The sequence below is a fragment of the Allotabrizicola aquatica (SeqCode) genome (assembly GCF_965194375.1).
GTDB classification, from domain to species: Bacteria; Pseudomonadota; Alphaproteobacteria; order Rhodobacterales; family Rhodobacteraceae; genus Tabrizicola_A; species Tabrizicola_A aquatica.
In genome coordinates this window covers 25,917-46,394 of sequence record NZ_CBDAEL010000013.1, presented here as the reverse complement: position 1 = coordinate 46,394, position 20,478 = coordinate 25,917, and the positions used below count along the sequence as shown (strand labels likewise).

Here is a 20,478-nt window from a genome sequence, read left to right as displayed (position 1 = left end):
AATCTCAGCGCTCCATTGACCCTTTGACGCCTCTTGCCTATGGAAGGGCAGCATTTCAAGAGGCTGGCCATGTCTGACCCGATCAAAGCCCCGCGATCCTTTCAGGAAATCATCCTGCGGTTGCAAGCCTACTGGGCGGCGCAGGGGTGTGCGGTGCTGCAACCCTATGACATGGAGGTCGGGGCAGGCACCTTTCACCCGGCCACCACGCTGCGCTCCTTGGGCTCCAAACCTTGGGCGGCGGCCTATGTGCAGCCCTCACGCCGCCCGACCGATGGGCGTTACGGCGAAAACCCCAACCGGTTGCAGCATTACTACCAGTATCAGGTCATCATCAAACCCTCGCCCGCGAACCTGCAGGACCTCTACCTTGGCTCGCTGCGCGCCATTGGCATCGACATGGGCCTGCACGACATCCGCTTTGTCGAGGATGACTGGGAAAGCCCGACCTTGGGCGCTTGGGGCTTGGGCTGGGAAGTGTGGTGCGACGGCATGGAAGTGTCGCAGTTCACCTATTTCCAACAGGTCGGCGGCCATGATTGCAAGCCGGTCTCGGGTGAGCTGACCTATGGTCTGGAACGCCTTGCGATGTATGTGCTGGGCATCGATCACGTCATGGACATGCCCTTCAACGATCCGGCATCCCCCATTCCGCTGACCTATGGCGACATCTTTCGCCAGACCGAAGAGGAATACTCGCGCCACAACTTTGACGGCGCAACGACCGAGATGCTGTTTCAGCACTTCAAAGACGCCGAGGCCGAATGCGAGCGCCTTCTGGCCTTTGAGCCCGAGGACCCGAAATCGGGCAAGCGCATCATCATGGCACACCCGGCCTATGACCAGACCATCAAGGCCAGCCATCTCTTCAACCTTCTTGATGCCCGCGGCGTGATCTCGGTTACCGAGCGCCAAGCCTATATCGGCCGCGTCCGCGCACTGGCCAAGAAATGCGCCGACGCGTTTCGCCAGACCGAAGCCGGGGCGGATGCCTGATGGGAAAGATTGTTGGGGTTTTTATCGTGTTGATTTCCTTGGGCGCAGGTATCGCAGTCTATTACCTGCAGGAGTACGCTTACTACCATGAGGCGGCCTTTACAGCCGGCACCGAGATCCTGCTGACGCCGATCGAAAGCGACAGCCCCGAACCCATTTTGGCCGAAGGTATCACCGGAATCGACGCCGACAGCAGCCCCCTGCGCTTCCGCGCCTGTTTCCGCACGCCATTAAGCCACGGCATGCTGACGGAAACCTACCGCGCCTATGAGGGTGCCACGCCACTTAACGCGCCTTCGTGGTTTGACTGTTTCGACGCCAGCGAGATCGGCGCCGCCCTCGAAAACGGGCAGGCGCTCGCCTTTCTGTCACAATCGAACATCGCCCCCGATGTTGATCGCGTGGTCGCCGTTTTCGCCGATGGCCGCGCCTTTGCCTGGCACCAGTTTCGCCCCGGCGCGCTTGAGGGCAACTGATGGCCCGGCCTTTCCCCTTTGCCAAATCCGAACGGATCTGAACCGATGTCCGACCTTCTGATCGAACTCTTCTCCGAAGAAATCCCCGCCCGGATGCAAGCACGCGCGCGGGAGGATCTGAAATCCCTGGTCACCAACGGGTTGGTCGAGGCCGGCCTTACCTATGCCTCCGCCGGCGCCTTCTCGACGCCCCGCCGTCTGACCTTGGCGATTGACGGGCTCTCGCCCCAGTCCCAACCCGTCCGCGAAGAGCGCAAAGGCCCCGCCGCCACCGCCCCGCAGGCGGCCATCGAGGGCTTTTTGCGCGCCACCGGGCTCACGCTCGACCAACTCGAACGCCGCGCCGACAAAAAGGGCGAAACGCTTTACGCCATCGTCGAAAAGCCCGGCCGCCCCGCCGCCGACATCATCGCCGAGGTGCTGGAAGCCACCATCCGCAGCTTCCCTTGGCCGAAATCCATGCGCTGGGGCGCAGGCACCCTGCGCTGGGTGCGCCCGCTGCAATCAATCCTTTGCCTCATGTCGGACGAGGGTGGCAGCACCATCGTCCCCCTCACCGTCGACGGCATCACCGCCGCGAACACCACCGAAGGCCACCGCTTCCTCTCGCCTGGCCGCTTTGCTGTTACCGGGTTTGACGATTACGCGGTGAAGCTCAAACGCGCCCATGTGGTGCTGGATTCGGCCGAGCGCGAGGCCGCGATCTGGCAGGGCGCGCAAAACCTCGCCTTCGCCGCCGGTCTTGAACTGGTGGAAGACAAAGGCCTTTTGGCCGAGGTTGCGGGCCTTGTCGAATGGCCAGTGCCCCTGATGGGCCGCATCGCGGATGACTTCCTGCACCTGCCGCCCGAGGTTCTGCAAACCTCGATGAAGGAACACCAGAAGTTCTTCTCGGTGAAAAACCCGAAGACCGGCCGGATTGAGGCCTTCGTGACCGTCGCCAACACTCAGCCCGCCGACCATGGCGCGACGATCCTGAAGGGCAACCAAAAGGTTCTTACCGCCCGCCTGTCGGATGCGCGGTTCTTCTATGACAATGACCTGCGCGTGGCGAAGGCGGGCCCCGAATCCAAACCCATGGGTGAGTGGCTTGATGGCCTCAAATCCGTGACCTTCCACAACAAGCTGGGGAGCCAAGCCGACCGGATCGCGCGCATCGCAGCCCTGGCCCGCGAAATCGCCCCGCTCGTCGGCGCGGATGCCGACCTCGCCGAACAAGCCGCCAACCTTGCGAAGGCCGACCTGCGCTCAGCCATGGTCGGGGAATTCCCTGAACTCCAGGGCCTGATGGGCATGTATTACGCCCGCGCGGCAGGTCTGCCCGACGCCGTGGCGTTGGCCGCCCGCGACCACTATTCGCCACTTGGCCCGACCGACACCGTGCCCACCGATCCCGTCTCTGTCGCCGTCGCACTGGCTGACAAGATCGACACGCTGACCGGCTTCTGGGCCATCGACGAAAAGCCCACGGGGTCGAAAGACCCCTTCGCGCTGCGCCGCGCCGCGCTGGGGGTTATTCGGTTGGTGTTGGGGAATGGGGTTCGGGTAGGGCTTTCAGGTCGTGGTGTTGAGCGTCACGTCCTTGCGAGCCTCTTGCTTATCAAGGGAGCGGAGTTTCGGCTGCGTGGCAAGGAATTGGTCTCACCGGATGCGGCACGTTTGCTGACACCTGATGAGATGAAGGAGTTGGTTTACCGCCTTGTTGACGCTGACAAAGAGTCGAAAGAAGAAACTCTGATATCTAGGATGGACAGGGTTGTTGCCGACCTCCTCTCCTTCTTCCACGACCGCCTGAAAGTCTTCCTCAAGGACCAAGGCATCCGCCACGATGTCATTGACGCCTGCCTTGCCATGCCCGGCAATGACGACCTGACGCTTCTCGTAAAGCGCGCCGAGGCGCTGGCGGCTTTCCTGAAAACCGAAGATGGCCCGAACCTCCTGCAGGGCTACAAGCGCGCCAACACGATCCTTAGCCAAGCCGAGGCGAAGGACGGCGTCGAATACTCCTTCGGCGCGGACATCAAATTCGCCGAAACCGACGAAGAACGCGCCCTCTTCACGGCCCTCGATCAGGCCGAGGCCGCCATCACCCCCGCCATGACGGCCGAGGATTTCCCCGCCGCGATGCAGGCCATGGCCCAACTCCGCGCCCCGATCGACGCCTTCTTCACCGCCGTTCAGGTCAATGCCGACAACCAGATCGTGCGGCGCAACCGCTTGAACCTGCTTCACCGCATCCGGGCCATCTGCTCGGGCGTGGCTGACCTGACCAAGATCGAAGGCTAAGGGCCCCCGGGCCGTAATGCGCGCCTTTCATCTTGGCGAAAATACTCCGGGGGTGCGGGGGCTGGCCCCCGCTCCGCCCGTGGCCCAAGGCGCCACAGCCGCCAAGACAGCACCTCACCCCAGCGGCCCCGGTCGCCGCTCTTCGGTCAGCAAGACATTGGCCTCTACCTGTCCCAAACCCGGCAAGGTCATGATCCGGCGGCGCAGCACCCGCTCGAAATCGGCAATGTCCCGCGCCACCACCCGCAGGCGGTAATCAAACAACCCCAACACGTGCTGCACCACCTGAACCTCGGGGATCGCCGTCACCGCGCGCTCGAAATCCTCAAGGCTCACCCGCCCCTTGGTGGCCAGCTTCACCCCCAAAAACACCGTCACCCCAAAGCCCAGTGCGGCGCGGTCCACCTCCATCCGCACGCCCTTCAAGATACCCGCCTCTTGCGTCCGCTTGACCCGGCGCCACGCCGCAGGCTGGCTTAGCCCAAACCGCCGCCCCAACTCCCCAGCCGACAGATCGCCCTCCAGCGACAGGGCCCGCAACATGGCCCGGTCGATATCATCCAGATCGATCACGCCTTGGTTCACAGCGGCAATCCTTCCGAATTCTTGATGGTGGAAATCAGCATCAAGGCATCCACCTCGGCAATATGGGGCAGGGCCAGAATCCGCGCGCGGTACACCTCTTGGTAATGCGCCATATCTCGCGCGATCACGTTCAGCCGCACATCGACCCGGCCCAGAAAGGTTTCAATCGCCACGACCTCCGGCACCTGCCGCGCCGCCTCGATGAACTCGTCAAACGCCCGAGGATCGGTCTTGTCGAGCGTGAACCGCAGGCTGACCTCGACCGAATAGCCAAGGCCCGTCCAGTCAATCTCGGCCCGCAAGGATCGGATCACCCCACCCTCGCGCAGCCGTTCCAACCGCCGCCCCAGCGTCGCCAGTGTCACCCCCGCCCGCTCTGCCCACAATGCGCGCGGTGCCAAAGGTTCGGCCAAGGCCTGCCGCAACACGCGACGGTCGGTCTCATCGGTATGCATGATTTTTTCATCTTTCGCACAAATGACGAATGATAAATCGCAGAAAATTAGAAAATAGTCAAACTATGCACGGGCCACCACCGAAAACCCTCTATTGTCGCGCCATCAAACATCAGGAGACACGCCATGCGCGTTTATTATGACCGTGACTGCGACATCAACCTCATCAAGGACAAGAAGGTTGCCATCCTTGGCTATGGCTCTCAGGGCCACGCCCACGCGCTGAACCTGCGCGATTCGGGTGCCAAGAACCTTGTTGTGGCGCTGCGCGAAGGTTCGCCTTCCGCCAAGAAAGCCGAAGGCGAAGGCCTGAAGGTCATGGGCATCGCCGAAGCTGCGGCTTGGTGCGATGTCATCATGTTCACCATGCCCGACGAGCTGCAGGCCGACACCTACAAGCGCTATGTCCACGATAACCTGCGCGAAGGTTCGGCGATTGCCTTCGCCCACGGCCTGAACGTGCATTTCGGCCTGATCGAGCCGAAAAAGGGCGTCGACGTCATCATGATGGCCCCCAAGGGCCCGGGCCACACCGTGCGCGGCGAATACACCAAAGGCGGCGGCGTGCCCTGCCTCGTCGCTGTGCATCAAGACGCGACCGGCAAGGCGATGGAAATCGGTTTGTCCTATTGCAGCGCCATTGGTGGCGGCCGTTCGGGCATCATCGAGACCAACTTCCGTCAGGAATGTGAAACCGACCTCTTCGGCGAACAGGCTGTTCTGTGTGGCGGCCTTGTTGAACTGATCCGCATGGGCTTTGAAACCCTCGTGGAAGCGGGCTACGAGCCGGAAATGGCCTATTTCGAATGCCTGCACGAAGTGAAGCTGATCGTGGACCTGATCTACGAAGGCGGCATCGCCAATATGAACTACTCAATCTCGAACACCGCCGAATATGGCGAGTATGTCTCGGGTCCGCGTATTCTGCCTTATGATGAGACCAAGGCCCGCATGAAGGCCGTCCTGACCGACATCCAGACCGGTAAGTTCGTACGTGACTTTATGCAGGAAAACGCCGTGGGTCAGCCCTTCTTCAAGGCCACCCGCCGCATCAACGACGAGCACCAGATCGAACAGGTCGGCGAAAAGCTGCGCGCCATGATGCCGTGGATTTCCAAGGGCAAGATGGTCGACAAGTCGCGGAACTAAGCAAAGCTGGGCTAAGCCCGACCGACGTTCACAGATTGGGCCGCGGGGAAACCCTCGGCCCTTTTCTATCGCACCAGTCGCAGCACCAAATCCTTCAACCGCTTGACCCGGCCCGTATAGGGCGGGAACATCAGCGGCAGCACGGTAAAGCGGTTTTGCATCACCGGCTTGAGGTGACTAAAGCTGTCAAACCCCGTCCGCCCATGCGCCGCGCCCATGCCGGAATTCCCAATCCCGCCAGAGGGCAGATTGGCATGGATAAAGGGCATGATCGTCAGGTTCACCCCCAAAGACCCCGATGACGTCTCGGCCCTCAGCCGCCCCACCAGATCCGCGCCGCCAAAGGCATAAAGCGTCAGTGGCTTTGGTCCGGCGTTGATTGCGGCAATCGGCTCGGCCAGATCGCGGTAGGGGAGCAGTGGCAAAAGGGGACCAAAGATCTCTTCGCTGGAAATCGACATCTCGGCGGTGGTGCCAGTCAACAGCCGCGCCGACATCTGCCGCGCCTCGGGGCGGTCGGTGCCAAGCGCCTCGATCTGCGCGCCTTTGGCGCTGGCATCGGCCAAAAGTGCGGTCAACCGTGCATAATGGCGGTCGTTCACAATGGCCGTGGTGCCCGCCTTGGCCATCGCCTGCCATTCTGCCTTGATCGCGGCGCCAAGCACGGGCAGCATCGCTTCGGGTGCATAGACATGGTCTGGTGCCACGCAAATCTGGCCCGCATTCAAAACCTTGCCCCAGGCAATCCACTTGGCCGCGCGACCGATATCGGCATCTTCGCCCAGCACAACCGGGCTTTTGCCCCCCAGTTCCAGCGTCACCGGCGTCAGGTGCTTGGCCGCCGCTGCCATGACGATCTTTCCCACCCCGGGCGAGCCGGTAAAGAAGATGTGGTCAAAGGGCAGCGCCAAAAGCGCCTGCGAGATTTCAGGACCACCCTCAAAGACTTCGGCCAGCCCCGGCAAAGCCTGCGGCAAAATCCGCGCGATTAGGGCCGAGGTGGCCGGGGTCAGTTCAGACGGCTTCACCGCCACCGCGTTCCCGGCCGCAATGGCCGAGACCACTGGCGACAGCGCCAGCAGGAAGGGAAAGTTCCACGGCGCAATGACCAAAGCCACGCCCTTAGGTTGGGGGTAAAGTGCGGCCGATGTGCCCAGCGTCATCAAGGTTGGCATCACGCGGCGCGGGCGCATCCAGCTCCGCAAATGCCGCCGTGCATGGGCGATTTCCGACAGCACCGGCAAAACCTCGACCAGATCGGCCTCGACAGCTGGCTTTGCCAGATCGGACGCAACGGCGGCGGCGATCGCATCCCGATGGGCCAGAATGGTTGCGCTCAGCCGCGCCAGCGCCGCCTTGCGCGCCGCAAGGTCAAAGCCCGTCCGCCGGGCTGCTGACCCTGCCAAAAGCGCGGTGATCCGCGGTGAGACTGTGTTGAGATCATCCATGGCTACAAGCTACCCTGCAGACAGGCCAACGCAAGCCCAACGTGGGGTCACCAAACAATCGGTTTGCCCGCCCAGTCAAAGAACCCGCCAGTGTCCGCCGGGGTTAACTGATCGAGAACTCCCAAGATATGGTCCGCCGCCGCATCCGGGCTGACCGAGGGCAGCGCGCCGCCAAACGGGGCCGACAGGCCCGTGGACACATGCCCCGGATGCAAGCTGACGACCACCGCCTGCGGATGGCTGCGCGCCAGTTCAATCGCGCCGGTGTGGATCAGCTGGTTTAAGGCCGCCTTGGCCGCGCGGTAGGAATACCACCCACCCAACGCGTTATCGCCAATCGACCCCACCCGCGCCGAGAGCGCAGCAAACCGCGCTGGCCGATCCCGCGGCAACAGCCGTGCGGCGTGCTTCAAGACCAGCGCTGGACCCATGGCATTCACCGCGAACTGACCCAAAAGCGCGGCCCCGGTCAGGCTGCGTAGCGATTTTTCCGGCGCCCTGTCGCCCAAGGCAAGCGCGCCGGTGGCAACGATCACCGTGTCGAAGGGCCCCGAAAGCCTGTCCAGATGTTCGGCAATGCTGTCTTCATCGGTGATGTCGAGACCATCGCGGCTGCGCGACAGGCCCAGAACCTCGGCCCCCTGCCGGGTCAGCCCAGCCACCAGGGCCGCGCCGATGCCTCCGCTTGCGCCGATGACCAAAGCCCGCATGATCCGCCCCCTGTGCTTCCGGTCTTATACGCTTGACCGGCTGGGCAGGATCACCCTGGCAAACCAGGCTGGGTCAGACCGCCGCCTCAACCGCGCCCACGATCTCGTCCACCACCTCTGACAGCATCACCGCATCCTCGCATTCCGCCATCACCCGGATCAAAGGCTCAGTGCCGGATTTGCGGATCAGGATGCGGCCCTTGCCGGCAATGCGCGCTTCATTGGCGCGAATTGTGGCTTGAACGGCGGCGCTGTCCAAGGGAGCTTTGCCCGCCTCAAAGCGGACGTTCTTCAAAAGCTGCGGCACGCTGGTGAATTGCCGGATCAGCGTGCTGGCCGGTTGGCCGGTGCGCGCCATTTCGGCCAGAAACTGCAACCCGGCCAAAAGCCCGTCGCCGGTGGTGGCGTAATCGGTCATCACGATATGGCCCGATTGCTCACCGCCCAGATTCCACCCGCCGCGCCGCATGGCCTCAACCACATAGCGGTCGCCGACCGCTGTGCGTTCAAGGCGCAAGCCCCGCCCGGTCAGAAACCGCTCCAACCCAAGGTTCGACATGACGGTGGCCACGAGCGTACCACCGCTTAGGCGGCCATCGTCGGCCCAACGGGCCGCAAAGAGCGCCATGATCTGATCGCCATCCGCCACATGGCCATGCTCATCCAAGATCATCACCCGGTCGGCATCACCATCGAGCGAAATGCCCACATGCGCGCCATGCGCTACCACAGCCTCGGCGGCGGTCTGTGTATAGGTTGACCCGCATTTTTCGTTAATGTTGGTGCCGTTCGGGCTAACGCCCACCTTGATGACCTCGGCCCCCAACTCCCACAACACATCCGGCGCGGCCTTATAGGCGGCGCCATTGGCGCAATCGACCACCACCTTCAGCCCGTCGAGCCGCAGTCCGGCCGGAAAAGTGGTCTTGGCATATTCGACATAGCGCCCCAAAGCGTCATCAATCCGCTTGGCGCGGCCAATGTTTTGCGGCTGGGCGGGCGTGATCTCGCCCGCCACCATCGCCTCAATCTCGATCTCGGCCTCATCCGACAGCTTAAACCCGTCGGGTCCAAAGAACTTGATCCCGTTGTCATGATGCGGGTTGTGGCTGGCCGAAATCATCACCCCAAGATCGGCGCGCATGCTGCGGGTCAAAAACCCCACCGCAGGCGTTGGCACCGGACCCAACAACAGCACGTTCATGCCCGTTGACGTCAGCCCGGCCGTCAGCGCGTTTTCCAGCATATAGCCGGAAAGCCGGGTGTCCTTGCCGATCACCACGCGATGCGCGTTGCTGCCATCGCGGCGGAAATACCGCCCGGCGGCTTGGCCCAGCTTCAAGGCCATCTCGGCGGTCATCGGATAGGTATTGGCCCGGCCCCGCACCCCGTCGGTGCCGAAAAGCTTACGCGTCATCGTCAATATCCCCTTGTTGCGGCCTGCCACAGGCGCAGAGCCTGCCGCGTCTCGGCCACGTCATGCACCCGGATCATCTGCATGCCTTGCGCCACACCTGCCAAAGCGACAGCCAACGACCCCGGCATCCGCCGCGCGGCCTCAGCTTCGGCGCCAATGGTGCCGATAAACCGCTTGCGGCTGGCCCCGAGCAGAACCGGCACGCCCAGATCGTGAAACACACTCAACCGCGCCAAAAGCGCCAAATTATGCTCCAGCGTCTTGCCAAAGCCGATGCCGGGATCAATCGCCAGCCTGTCTCGTGCAATACCCTCCGCCTCGGCCACGGCCAAGCGCGCGGCCAGCGCGTCATAGACATCCAGTAGCACATCCTCATAGCGCGGATCGTCCTGCATGGTGATCGGCGTCTCGATCGAATGCATCAAGACCACCGGCACGCCCGCGCTTGCCGCCACCCCAGCCATGGCCGGATCAAAGCGCAAGGCCGTCACATCGTTCAAGATCGTCGCCCCGGCCGCAAAGGCTGCTTCCGCGACGGCAGCCTTTCGCGTGTCGATCGAAATCGGCAACGCGAGCCCACCCTCGCGCAGCGCGGCAATCACCGGCGCGGTGCGCTGGGTTTCATCCAATACCGACACTTCCGCCGCGCCGGGGCGCGTGCTTTCGCCGCCAATATCCAGAATATCGGCCCCATCTGCCATGCGCCGGGCCTGCATCAAGGCCGCCTCAGGGCGCAGAAACAGCCCACCATCGGAAAAGCTGTCTGGCGTGATGTTCAAAATGCCCATGACACGCGGCGCATCCATCGACAACTCGCCAAAGTCAGGGCGCGGGGCCGACAGTCGCCCGCGCTCCGCCGCTGTCAGATCACCAAGGCCGACAATCCGTGGCGCCTCCTCACGGGACAAGACCTCCACCCGGTCAAACCAGCACCAGCCCCCCGCCAAGGGCAAGGCTCCGGCCGGGCGGGCGGGATCACTCATCGAGATCGGGCGCAGGTAATAGCTCACAAACAGGCCTTCAACGTGGCGAAAAATATCCTGCGGGGGGTCCGGGGGGCGCAAAGCCACCCGGGGCGTGCCGCAAGCGGTCTGCCTGCCGGATTAAGCCCCAACGCCCCACCGGGCAAGGGGGAAGCTCAGGCTGTTTCCACCTGCACGCGGCTTCCTGCCGGAAGTGTAACAGAGCCGTGAACGATCAGGCGCTCGGCCGCCATGGTTTCGGCAAGCCACAGGGCCAGCGCCACCGGCTCGCGCGAGTGAGGGCCATCGACCGCATCCAGCACCAGCTTTGACGGAGCCCAGACCATCATCTGACCACGCTTAACCGCCCAGTCGATCTCGGTCCGCGTCGCCATGACCACGCAGCGCGGATCGCGCGCGGCCAAGACCCAGGCGTTTTGTTCGATTGCCAGCATGTCCACGCGGCGCTGGGTGGGTTTGTGGCCGGTCTGGGGGCGGGCCATGTCGGGCAGGCCTACAGTCAGGATCACCGGCAGACCTCGGGCCTGCAGGGCATCCAGCCGGGATGACAGATCGTCGGCATGGATCGCCGCATTGTCGAGATAAACCACCAAAGGATGCAGCGCGGCCTCTTGCCCGTCTTGCCCCACCACCTTCAGCGCCGCCTCGGCGCGGCTGCGGACAATCTCGACGCCCAGCTTATAGGGGCCGATGTCCAGCTTTTCGATCCGCACAAAGGCCCGCATCGCCTGCGGCTCGGCCAGGATCCGTTCGGCCACCCGTTCGGCCAACGTCTCCAAAAGGTTTAGCCGCTCGGCGGCCAGCTCGGTGGCAATCGCTTCGGTAATCCGGTCATAGGACAGGATCTTGTCCACATCGTCATCCAACGGGGCAGGGGCGGGGCGCACCTCGATCACCACATTGAACATCACGCGCTGCGTGTGGCCGCGTTCCTTTTGAAACGCGCCGATCTCCACCTCGACCACATGATCGCGCAAGCTGATCCGGTCGCGCGGATCGGCACTGGCCGAGGCGACGGAACGCTCTTCAGGATGGGCAAAGGCAAGCCTTATGTCGCTGGTCATCTTGCCCTCCGATGGGCCGGCCGAATAGGTCAGGCGCAGGCTAAGGCCTCGTCCTGCCTTCGCCTATCCCGAAGGCGGCATGAGAATCAACCCGAACGACGCATGCGGCCCGAGATCAGGCGCATGGCACGTCGAAAGCCTGCCCAAGATCACGGCCTGTAGAACACATGCGCCCCGATCGCGGCGGTCCGTTCATAGATGTGGGACCATCTGGGATTGACGGCACGGGTGTGAAAATGTGTCGCCCCAAAGGTCAAATCGCGCGGCGCACCGTCCAGCATCAGCCTGGCAATGCGGCCCGCCGTGTTCACGGCCTCGCCGTCACGCATCACGTCGCGCGCGCCGTCGCAATGATAGGAGAACTGGCAACCGCCCCGGCCACCTTGTTCCACCACGCTGCAAACCGTGTTGGGATAATGCGCGCTGTCGACCCGGTTCAGGATCACCTCGGCCACGGCAAACTGGCCCTTCAAGCTTTCGCCGCGCGATTCGAAATAGAGCGCCTTGGTCAGGCACTGCCACTGCGCGTCCCCGGTCGGGGCAGGCAAGCTGGCCAGAAAGTCATGGCTGTAAGACAGGTCCGTGACCTGCGCTGCAGCGGCTGCCTTGCGCGCCTTCTTGGTGCCAAGGATGCCCGTGGCCAGCGCGGTGCGCTCGGCCTCGGGCAAGGCTTCGATCGTCTTGTGTTCCGCGCCCAAAAGGCTGCGGAACTGTTGGCCGAGCACGACCTGAGGTTCGTTGGACTGGCTCACCGTCACTTCGGCGAAGGCCGCCCCGCTCTGGACAGTCAGCGCGATCAGCGCAGAGGTCCATATCTGGTGCAAGCGCATTGTCTTGTGGTCCCGGTTGTTTCAGTCGGTGCTGAGAGGGGTTTCCCAATCAACGGGTGCCGGGGCTAAACGACCAATCCCCGCGCGTCCACCGCTGTTGCCGGATTACAACGAGAATCGTCCAGATCTCGGCGGGATTTCGCCGAATCATCCAGGGCGTTTTGTCAGATTACCCTGCTAAAATCATGATTTTGCGTCAGAAATCCTTCGCACCCCATGATCTGCCAAAGCCAGATGCGCGGCGGCCAAACGGGCCAAAGGCACCCGAAATGGGCTGCAGGAGACATAATCAAAGCCCTGCCCGCGGCAGAAGGCAATCGATTCGGGGTTGCCGCCATGCTCGCCGCAGATGCTCAGCGTCAGGTCCTTGCGGGTCGCGCGGCCGCGTTCTGCACCGATCTGCAGCAGCTCTCCCACCCCGTCCACATCCAGCACATGGAAGGGGTCCTCGGGGAACACGCCCTGCTGAACATAGGTGTTCATAAACCGCCCCGCGTCGTCTCGCGACAGGCCATAGGTCATCTGAGTCAGGTCGTTGGTGCCAAAGGACAGGAAGGCGGCATGCTGGGCGATTTCGCCCGCGCGCAGGGCGGCTCGCGGGGTTTCCACCATGACACCCAGTTTGTAATCAAACTCCACGCCGGTCCGCACCCGCACCGCGGCGGCCACAGCGTCGATATGGGTTTTCACCAATTCCACCTCGCGCCGCGCGCTGACCAAGGGGATCATAATCTCGGGCACCACACGGGCGCCCCGGCGACCCACCTCAACAGTGGCTTCAAAGATCGCCTGCGCCTGCATGGCGTAGATTTCCGGCAAGACCACACCCAGCCGCACGCCGCGCATGCCCAGCATCGGGTTGAACTCGGCCAAAGCCTCGGCGCGGCGGGTTACGTCCGACAGGGGCTTGTCCAAGGCCTCGGCCAATTCGCGCAATCCTTCGCGCGAATGGGGCAGAAACTCATGCAAGGGCGGATCGAACAGGCGGATGCAGACCGGCAGGCCGGCCATGATCTCGAACAGCTGCACAAAGTCGGCCCGCTGCATCGGCAAAAGCCGCGCCAGCGCGGCGGCGCGGTCGTGCGATGTGTCGGCAAAGATCATCTCGCGCATCACGACCAGACGATCTTCGTCAAAGAACATGTGTTCTGTGCGGCACAGGCCGATGCCTTGGGCTTCAAACTGCCGGGCCATGGCGGCATCGGCGGGCGTGTCGGCATTGGCGCGAATGCCGATGTCGCGCACCTCATCCGCCCAACCCAAGAGCGTGCGGAAACTGTCGTCCAGCGCGGGTGCCAGCATCTCGGCGGCCCCGGCAAGTACCTCGCCCGTGGTGCCGTCCAGCGTGACGACGTCCCCCTCGCGGAACACCCGGCCATCGGCGGCGACCAGCTTTTTGTCCTTGCTGTCCAACCGCAATCCCGAAGCACCCACCACACAGGGCAAGCCCAAACCGCGCGCGATCACCGCCGCATGGCTGGTGACGCCGCCGCGTTCGGTCAGCACCCCAACCGCCGAATGCATGCCGCGAATGTCCTCAGGCGCGGTTTCGCGCCGGACCAAGATGCAGGGTTCACCGCGTGCAGCACTTGCCTGCGCTGCGGGCGAGGAAAACACCAGCCGCCCCACGGCGCCCCCGGGACTTGCGGCGATGCCCTTGGCAAAGACATCGCGCGGTACCCGCGGGTCGACCTGCGGGTGCAAAAGTTCCGACAGCGCGCGGGGTTCGACCCGCAGCACTGCCTCGTCATGCGAGATCACACCGTCCTCAGCCAAGGCCACCGCAATCTTCAGCCCAGCCCGGGCCGAGCGCTGAACCTTGATCGCGTCCAGAACCGACAGATGCCCATCCTCGATGGTGAATTCGATCTGCATTTCCTCGCGCAGTCGCCCCCGGCAGGCCGCGCCATGGCGGGCAAGTTCGGCAAAGATTTCGGGCGACAGATCCTCAAGCGAGGGGCCGCGCGGGTCGCGCGTGAGATACATCGCTTCGGTCTTTTTCAGCGCGTCGCGGCCCTGCGAATTGCCCAAATACCGCCCGGTGACCTGCGCCAATCCGGTGACCGGGTCAACGAATTGAATGACGCCGGAACCTGAAAGCCCCTGTCCGATGCCCTGCGCCATGCATTGCACCACAAGCCCGAGCGCGGCCTCGACTGGCGCACCCTTGGCTTGACGCAAGAGCCGCGCCGAGGTGCCTTCCCAAGCCCGCGCCATAGACCGCAGGACTTCACCCAGTTGTTGGGCGGGGTCCTCAGGAAAGGCTTCGTCCATCTCGCGCTCATACTGACGCAAAGACTCACGCAGCGACTCAGGTCCGGGCTTGATGTCATCGAACATATCGGGGTCAAGACGGGCCACGTGAATGGCATAAGATTGCACAAATCGAAGATAAAGCGCATCGGCCGCTTCAGCGCCGTGGCGTTGGACAAGATCTGCATGCCGTTCCGCATTCATGCCAACATTCAGCACTGTGCCGGGCCCGCCCCAATCAGGGTTCTCGGGGCTGGGACGCACCGAGATCAGCGGCATGTCGCCAAAATGCGCCAAAATGGCGCGGGCATCCACCGTATGGCCCGCCGCAATCGCCCGCACAGTCTGCGCAGGCAGGGCCACAGTTTTCGGCACCGGCATCTCCAGCCGCACCAGCCGCTGCAAACATTTCGCCCGCCAGCCATGGGCTTGGGTCGAAATGGCCGCGGTTTGTGTAACTTCGGTATAATCGAGAGGCGGGGTCTTCTGCACTGCGGCACCTTTTCTTTGCGGCCGCAGGATACACCCGAACGCCTGTCACGCAAGCCTTACAACCATGTGTCAGGCTGAGAAGTTTTCGCGCCCAAGAGCTCTGTCGCGTCGCCTCCAAGGCGAATTCGGTAACAAAGGCCCTGCTTTCGCGTCGCTTTTCGTGCAGCCCGCCACAGAAAACCCGCTAATGTGCCCGGCAAAATGGAACCAAAGGAGCCGCCCATGAAACTGCCGCACGACCATATTGACGAGGGTGGCTTGCAAGAGTTCTCGGTTGTTTTCACCGATCGCAGCCTGAACCACATGTCTGCGCGCTTCCAAGGTGTGATGCGCGATGTTTCTGCCATGCTGCGCGATGTCTACCAAGGCAGCGCCGTGGCGCTTGTGCCGGGCGGCGGCACCTATGCGATGGAGGCCGTGGCGCGTCAGTTCGGCCAAGGCCGCGCGCTGATCGTGCGCAATGGCTGGTTCTCGTATCGCTGGACCCAGATTTTTGACGCGGGCGGCTTTGCCAAGGAAACCACTGTCGTCATGGCCCGCGCCGCCGGCAATTCCGCGCAGTCGCCCTTTGCGCCGCCGCCCATCGAAGAGGTGGTCGCCAAGATCCATGAGACAAAGCCCGATGCGGTCTTTGCCCCGCATGTGGAAACCTCGGCCGGGATCATTCTGCCCGATGACTACATCGCCGCCATGGCGGCCGCCGCACATGAGGTTGGGGCGCTCTTGGTGCTCGATTGCATCGCTTCGGGCTGCATTTGGGTCGACATGGCCGCACTCGGCATCGACGCGGTCATCACCGCCCCGCAAAAGGGTTGGTCGGCCAGCCCGGCAACGGGGGTCGTCGTGATGAGCCCGCGCGCCGAGGCGCGGCTGGCTGAGACCACCTCGAACAGCTTTGTCGTCGATCTGAAGAAATGGCGCGCGATCATGGAGGCCTTTGAAAAGGGCGGCCACGCCTATCACGCCACTATGCCGACCGATGCCATCGTGGGGTTCCGCGATGCCATGCTGGAAACCAAGGCTATGGGATTTGCCGAGGCCAAGGCCGCGCAATGGGCGCTGGGCCGGGCGGTTCGGGCGATGCTCGCGGCCAAGGGCGTGCCTTCGGTTGCCGCCGAAGGCTTCCAAGCACCGGGCGTTGTGGTGAGCTTTACCACTGATCCCGACATTCAGAATGGATCAAAGTTCAAGGCGCTGGGCTATCAGATTGCGGCAGGCGTTCCCTTGCAGGTGGGCGAAGGGGCCGAGTTCCGCACCTTCCGGCTGGGTCTCTTTGGTCTGGACAAGCTGAAGGACGTTGACGCCACCGTTGCCCGGCTGAAAACTGCGCTCGATCAGGTTCTGTAAACGGGGTTTTCATGGGAAAGGATGTTGGCGAGGCGCTGCAAGACGCGGCCTTTACCCGGACGCGCCTGCACGGCTCGACCATCGAGGCGAGCTATTCCGGCGCGCTTAGCTTTCTGCGCCGGAAATACACCAAGGATCTGTCGGGGGTGGATGTCGCCATCACCGGCATCCCTTTTGATCTGTCGGTCAGCAATCGCCCCGGCACGCGCTTTGGTCCCGAGGCGATCCGCCGCGCCTCGGCCCAACACAGCTGGGGGCCGATCTGGCCTTGGCGTTTTGACCCGTTTGATACGCTGGCGGCCATCGACTATGGCGATGTCGCCTTCGACTGGGGCGCGCCGATGGACATTCCCGCAGCGATTGAGGGCCATATCGCCACGCTGATCGCGGGCGGGGCGGCTACGCTGAACCTTGGCGGCGATCATTTCACCACCTACCCGACGCTGCGTGCCTATGCGGCGAAATATGGCCCACTTGGGCTGGTGCAGTTCGACGCCCACCGCGATGTCGAAGAGGACGAGGGTGGCCGCATCGACCATGGCAGCATGTTCAACTATGCGGTGCGCGAAGGCATCATCGACCCCAAGCGCACGGTGCAGATTGGTATACGCACTTGTTTTTCGGGCGAGAAAAGCCATGGCATGACCATTCTACACGCCGACCGCGTGCAGGCCATGAGCGCCGAAGCGGTCGCCGATGTGGTGCGCAAGGTGGTGGGCGATGGGCCAGCCTATCTGACCTTTGACATTGATTGCCTTGACCCCTCGACCGCGCCGGGCACCGGCACCCCAGTGCCGGGCGGTCTGACCAGCTTTCAGGCGCTGTCGATTTTGCGTGCCATGAAAGGCATGGATTTCAAGGGCATGGATGTGGTTGAGGTATCGCCACCCTATGACCACGCGGAGATGACATCCAACGCGGCGGCGATGATTGCGGCAGAAATGCTGTGCCTGAAGGCTTGGGCCAAGGGCGCGCGCCCGGTCGAAATGGAGGCCTAGCGCACCCCGAGGCCCGCTTTCATAAGCGTTTTTCTGACCGGGCCAAGGGAGTAAAGCGCATTCAGTGCGCCTGCGCGTAGGTCGCGCAGAAAGGGCTCGCCCAGCATGGATGTGCGGTTCAAAAGATCCACACCCGCAAGCCGTGCCTTCACCTCAAGATGACGCTTGCGCTCAAAGGCGGCCAGCATCTCGGCGCTGCCAAGGCTGGCGGGGTTTGCCATCGCCAGATCTAACAGTGTCGACAGATCGGCGAGACTCATGTTCAGCCCCTGCGCGCCGATGGGGGGCATGACATGGGCCGCCTCTGCGATCAGCGCCACGCGGGTCGCCACCATCCGCTCGGCCGCTTGGGTGATGATCGGCCAGACGGTGCGCGCGCTGTCCAGCCGCAAGGCGCCCAGAACCCCACATGATCGTTCGTTAATCGCGGCCTCGAACTCTGCCACGGGCAACGCGGTCAGCCGCGCGACTTCGGGTCCTGTCTCCATCCAGACGACGGAGGAGGCCGGGCTGCCATTGCGATCAGGCAGCGGCACCAGCGTGAATGGCCCGCCTGATCGGTGAATTTCCGTTGAGATATTGTTGTGCTGAACGGCGTGCGCCACGGCAAAGGCCAGTGCCTTTTGGCCATAGCGGGTGGTGGTCACGTCGATGCCGACCTCTTGGCGGACGGTGGAATTGCGCCCATCGGCTGCCACGACCAGCCGGGCCGCAATGCGCTTGCCATCCGACAGCGTCGCCAATGCCTCGGCCTCTCGCGTCATTACGCGCGCGGTTGCGGTGCCGGGTAGAAAGGTGACATTCGGCAATTGCCGCAGTCGCGCCACCATCTCGCGCCGCAACAGCCAGTTCGGCAGGTTCCACCCAAAGGGCTGGTCGGAAATCTCGGCGGCGTCAAAATCCTTGACGATGCGCGGTTCGACTACGGGGCCGCCGGCATCGACGATCCGCATGATCTGCAAGGGTGCCGCATGGGGCGCCAGCCGGTCCCAAAGCCCCGCAGCCTGCAAAACAGGGATAGATGGGTGCAAGAACGCAGTGGAGCGGTGGTCGGCCCCCGTCGCGTCGCGGTCGGTCACTGGGGCGTCAGGGTCAGTGCAAATCACCGAAAACCCCGCCGAGCCAAAGGCCGCCGCCGCCGTCAACCCGGCGACACCGCCGCCCGAGACGAGAATATCGGTTTTGATCCGGTCCATGCTGACCCCCTGCTTCCAACCCAGAACTTAGGGCGAAGTGGGACGAAAGCGAAGGGGCAAGGTGTCACGGGGCCAAGGTGGGATTAGGGCCACGAGATCCAGATGAACAGTGCGAACATCACGGGCACCATGCACAAAGCGACCATGGTCAGCACCACGAGCCCCCAAGTCTTGACCGCGAGCACAAGCAGGGTCAGTGCAATGACCAGCAGGTAGAAGATCACGTTCACGTCGCGCGCGACCTCGCGGGCAATCGCGGACAGCACCGGAATCTGGACCTTGGGGCGGGTGGCGGAAATAGACATCTGAGGCTCCGAGTTTCGCTTTGAGCGTCAGATGCAACGTTATGAATGTTTATGACATGCCGCACGTTGACGCAGGCGTTGCTTTGGCCTGCGTCACGTTGTCAGATTCGCCAGAAAGGCGGTTAAATCTTCGGTGTGGTGGTGAATGTGCGCGCCCGGAGCGCGTTCGGGCGCGACGTGGACGGTGCGCATCCCCATCTCATGCGGCACCCGCAGATTGCGGGGGTCGTCTTCGAACATCGCCGCGCGGGCCGGGTCCAGCCCGTCGATGGCAAAGACCGTCTCAAAGGCGGCGCGGTCCGGCTTGGGGTGAAAGCCCGCGTGCTCCACCCCATAAATCGCATCAAACAGGCCCGATAGCCCGCGCGCCTCGAGCACCTTCACCGCATAGGGTTCGCAGGCGTTGGTGTAGATGATGCGCCGACCCGGCAAATCTGCGATGCGGGCGGCAAGGTCGGGGTCGCAGGGCAGGGGCGAGAAATCGATGTCATGAACATCGGTCAGGTAGGGCCCGGGGTCCATCCCATGTTCCCGCATCAGCCCGGCCAGCGTGGTGCCATAGGTCTCCCAATAATGCTGGCGCAGATGGTTGGCCTTTTCATGGCTGACCCCCAGCGTCTGCATCACCCAATTGGTCATGCGCACCTCGATCTGGTCGAACAGCCGATAGCGCGGCGGGTAAAGGGTGTTGTCCAGATCAAAGACCCAGGTGGTGACGTGGTGAAACTGCTGCTTTATCATGGGCCCACCTTAGGCCAGCCCGCGCGGGCCGGCAATCGGGGGGGCCTTGAATGGCGCAAGAAAGCCGCTAGACTCGCGCCGCGAAGCTGGAGAATGCCCCGTGCAGAAAGACGCCTATACGCTGATCCTTGAGGCCATCGAACGGGCCGATTTCAAACCCGGCGATCGGCTGGTGGAATCCGAACTGGCCGAGCGGCTGGGCGTGTCGCGCACGCCCGTGCGCGAAGCGCTGCAGCGGCTGGAGACCCAAGGCATGCTGGCGCGTGACGGGCGCAGTCTGATGGTCGCCTCCTTGGATCACAACCAGCTGGCCGAGCTTTACACCGTGCGCACTGAGTTGGAGGGGTTGGCCGCCCGGCTGGCCGCCCGCCATGCCACAGAAGAAGAGATTCGCGTGCTGCGCGGCATGGTCGAGGATGACCGTGCGCTTTTGGGCGGCGATCCCCGCGCGCTTAGCCGCGCCAATAAGCGCTTTCACCGGTTGATCCATCTGGCCAGCCACAACCGGTTCTTGGTGCAACAACTTGATCTTGTGCATCGATCCATGGCGCTCATGGCCAATACCACATTCGCAGCGGAAGGCCGGGATGGCGTGGCCTTGGGCGAACATGACGACATCGTGAGCGCGATCGAGGCGCATGACGGCGATGCCGCCTATAAGGCGCTGAAATCCCACATCTCTAAGGCCTTTGAGACCCGGATTCGGGTGGATGCGGGTGAGTTGAGGATGCGTTAAGGTGCATCTCG

At 63.2% G+C, this 20,478-nt stretch carries 19 protein-coding genes; 7 read left to right on the top strand and 12 right to left on the bottom strand.

The genetic code is table 11. The features are described from left to right. Window positions 1-69 precede the first annotated feature (69 nt). From AC72UB_RS12810 to glyS, 3 genes are read left to right on the top strand one after another with little or no spacing between them, the layout of a single operon-like run. Window positions 70-996: a glycine--tRNA ligase subunit alpha gene (locus tag AC72UB_RS12810; RefSeq protein WP_505190130.1), complete on the top strand. Its 927-nt coding sequence runs from the start codon at window positions 70-72 to the stop codon at window positions 994-996. After that, window positions 996-1,472, top strand: coding sequence for a DUF6446 family protein (locus tag AC72UB_RS12805; protein ID WP_505190129.1), 477 nt, complete (start codon window positions 996-998; stop codon window positions 1,470-1,472). Before AC72UB_RS12810 ends, AC72UB_RS12805 begins: the two co-directional genes overlap by 1 nt. Before the next feature lie 45 nt (window positions 1,473-1,517). After that, window positions 1,518-3,758 (top strand): glycine--tRNA ligase subunit beta, encoded by a 2,241-nt coding sequence (gene glyS, locus AC72UB_RS12800; protein WP_505190128.1) that lies wholly within the window; start codon window positions 1,518-1,520, stop codon window positions 3,756-3,758. A gap of 114 nt (window positions 3,759-3,872) precedes the next feature. On the opposite strand, the gene AC72UB_RS12795 is transcribed toward glyS, so the two are convergent. Beyond that, window positions 3,873-4,331, bottom strand: a complete 459-nt coding sequence (locus AC72UB_RS12795) for an Lrp/AsnC family transcriptional regulator (RefSeq protein ID WP_505190137.1) — start codon at window positions 4,329-4,331, stop codon at window positions 3,873-3,875. Between the two features lie 8 nt (window positions 4,332-4,339). Beyond that, window positions 4,340-4,798, bottom strand: a complete 459-nt coding sequence (locus AC72UB_RS12790) for an Lrp/AsnC family transcriptional regulator (RefSeq protein ID WP_505190127.1) — start codon at window positions 4,796-4,798, stop codon at window positions 4,340-4,342. Between the two features lie 126 nt (window positions 4,799-4,924). Here AC72UB_RS12790 and ilvC point away from each other — a divergent pair, with 126 nt between their 5' ends. Continuing rightward, window positions 4,925-5,947 (top strand): ketol-acid reductoisomerase, encoded by a 1,023-nt coding sequence (gene ilvC / locus AC72UB_RS12785; RefSeq protein WP_505190126.1) that lies wholly within the window; start codon window positions 4,925-4,927, stop codon window positions 5,945-5,947. Between the two features lie 65 nt (window positions 5,948-6,012). Here ilvC and AC72UB_RS12780 read toward each other — a convergent pair whose 3' ends face one another. The 7 genes from AC72UB_RS12780 to AC72UB_RS12750 form a co-directional block, all read right to left on the bottom strand. After that, window positions 6,013-7,395 (bottom strand): aldehyde dehydrogenase family protein, encoded by a 1,383-nt coding sequence (locus AC72UB_RS12780; protein ID WP_505190125.1) that lies wholly within the window; start codon window positions 7,393-7,395, stop codon window positions 6,013-6,015. A 47-nt stretch (window positions 7,396-7,442) separates the two neighbouring features. Continuing rightward, window positions 7,443-8,105: an SDR family NAD(P)-dependent oxidoreductase gene (locus AC72UB_RS12775; protein ID WP_505190124.1), complete on the bottom strand. Its 663-nt coding sequence runs from the start codon at window positions 8,103-8,105 to the stop codon at window positions 7,443-7,445. A gap of 73 nt (window positions 8,106-8,178) precedes the next feature. After that, a complete protein-coding gene (glmM, locus tag AC72UB_RS12770; protein WP_463289790.1) occupies window positions 8,179-9,522 on the bottom strand; it encodes a phosphoglucosamine mutase in 1,344 nt (447 codons plus the stop codon). A gap of 2 nt (window positions 9,523-9,524) precedes the next feature. Further along, a complete protein-coding gene (gene folP, locus AC72UB_RS12765; RefSeq protein WP_505190136.1) occupies window positions 9,525-10,505 on the bottom strand; it encodes a dihydropteroate synthase in 981 nt (326 codons plus the stop codon). Window positions 10,506-10,660: 155 nt separating this feature from the next. Then, window positions 10,661-11,569, bottom strand: coding sequence for a dihydroneopterin aldolase (locus AC72UB_RS12760; protein ID WP_463289791.1), 909 nt, complete (start codon window positions 11,567-11,569; stop codon window positions 10,661-10,663). A 149-nt stretch (window positions 11,570-11,718) separates the two neighbouring features. Further along, complete coding sequence (locus AC72UB_RS12755; RefSeq protein WP_505190123.1) at window positions 11,719-12,399, bottom strand: cell wall hydrolase; 681 nt, start codon at window positions 12,397-12,399, stop codon at window positions 11,719-11,721. A gap of 183 nt (window positions 12,400-12,582) precedes the next feature. Further along, window positions 12,583-15,144, bottom strand: coding sequence for a putative PEP-binding protein (locus AC72UB_RS12750; RefSeq protein WP_505190122.1), 2,562 nt, complete (start codon window positions 15,142-15,144; stop codon window positions 12,583-12,585). Between the two features lie 222 nt (window positions 15,145-15,366). Here AC72UB_RS12750 and AC72UB_RS12745 point away from each other — a divergent pair, with 222 nt between their 5' ends. After that, window positions 15,367-16,491 carry an aminotransferase class V-fold PLP-dependent enzyme gene (locus tag AC72UB_RS12745; RefSeq protein ID WP_505190121.1) on the top strand — a complete coding sequence of 375 codons (1,125 nt, stop codon included), beginning with the start codon at window positions 15,367-15,369 and terminating at the stop codon, window positions 16,489-16,491. 11 nt (window positions 16,492-16,502) lie between these two features. Further along, a complete protein-coding gene (gene speB / locus AC72UB_RS12740) occupies window positions 16,503-17,489 on the top strand; it encodes an agmatinase (protein ID WP_505190120.1) in 987 nt (328 codons plus the stop codon). On the opposite strand, the gene AC72UB_RS12735 is transcribed toward speB, so the two are convergent. The 3 genes from AC72UB_RS12735 to AC72UB_RS12725 form a co-directional block, all read right to left on the bottom strand. Beyond that, the gene (locus tag AC72UB_RS12735) at window positions 17,486-18,685 is read right to left on the bottom strand and encodes a UbiH/UbiF family hydroxylase (RefSeq protein WP_505190119.1); all 1,200 of its coding nucleotides are present in this window, start codon (window positions 18,683-18,685) and stop codon (window positions 17,486-17,488) included. The genes speB and AC72UB_RS12735 overlap by 4 nt on opposite strands. An 83-nt stretch (window positions 18,686-18,768) precedes the next feature. Further along, a complete protein-coding gene (locus AC72UB_RS12730) occupies window positions 18,769-18,990 on the bottom strand; it encodes a hypothetical protein (protein WP_505190118.1) in 222 nt (73 codons plus the stop codon). A 93-nt stretch (window positions 18,991-19,083) separates the two neighbouring features. Continuing rightward, window positions 19,084-19,731 (bottom strand): pyrimidine 5'-nucleotidase, encoded by a 648-nt coding sequence (locus tag AC72UB_RS12725; protein ID WP_505190117.1) that lies wholly within the window; start codon window positions 19,729-19,731, stop codon window positions 19,084-19,086. Between the two features lie 100 nt (window positions 19,732-19,831). Here AC72UB_RS12725 and AC72UB_RS12720 point away from each other — a divergent pair, with 100 nt between their 5' ends. Beyond that, window positions 19,832-20,467 carry a GntR family transcriptional regulator gene (locus AC72UB_RS12720; protein ID WP_505190116.1) on the top strand — a complete coding sequence of 212 codons (636 nt, stop codon included), beginning with the start codon at window positions 19,832-19,834 and terminating at the stop codon, window positions 20,465-20,467. Window positions 20,468-20,478 lie beyond the last annotated feature (11 nt).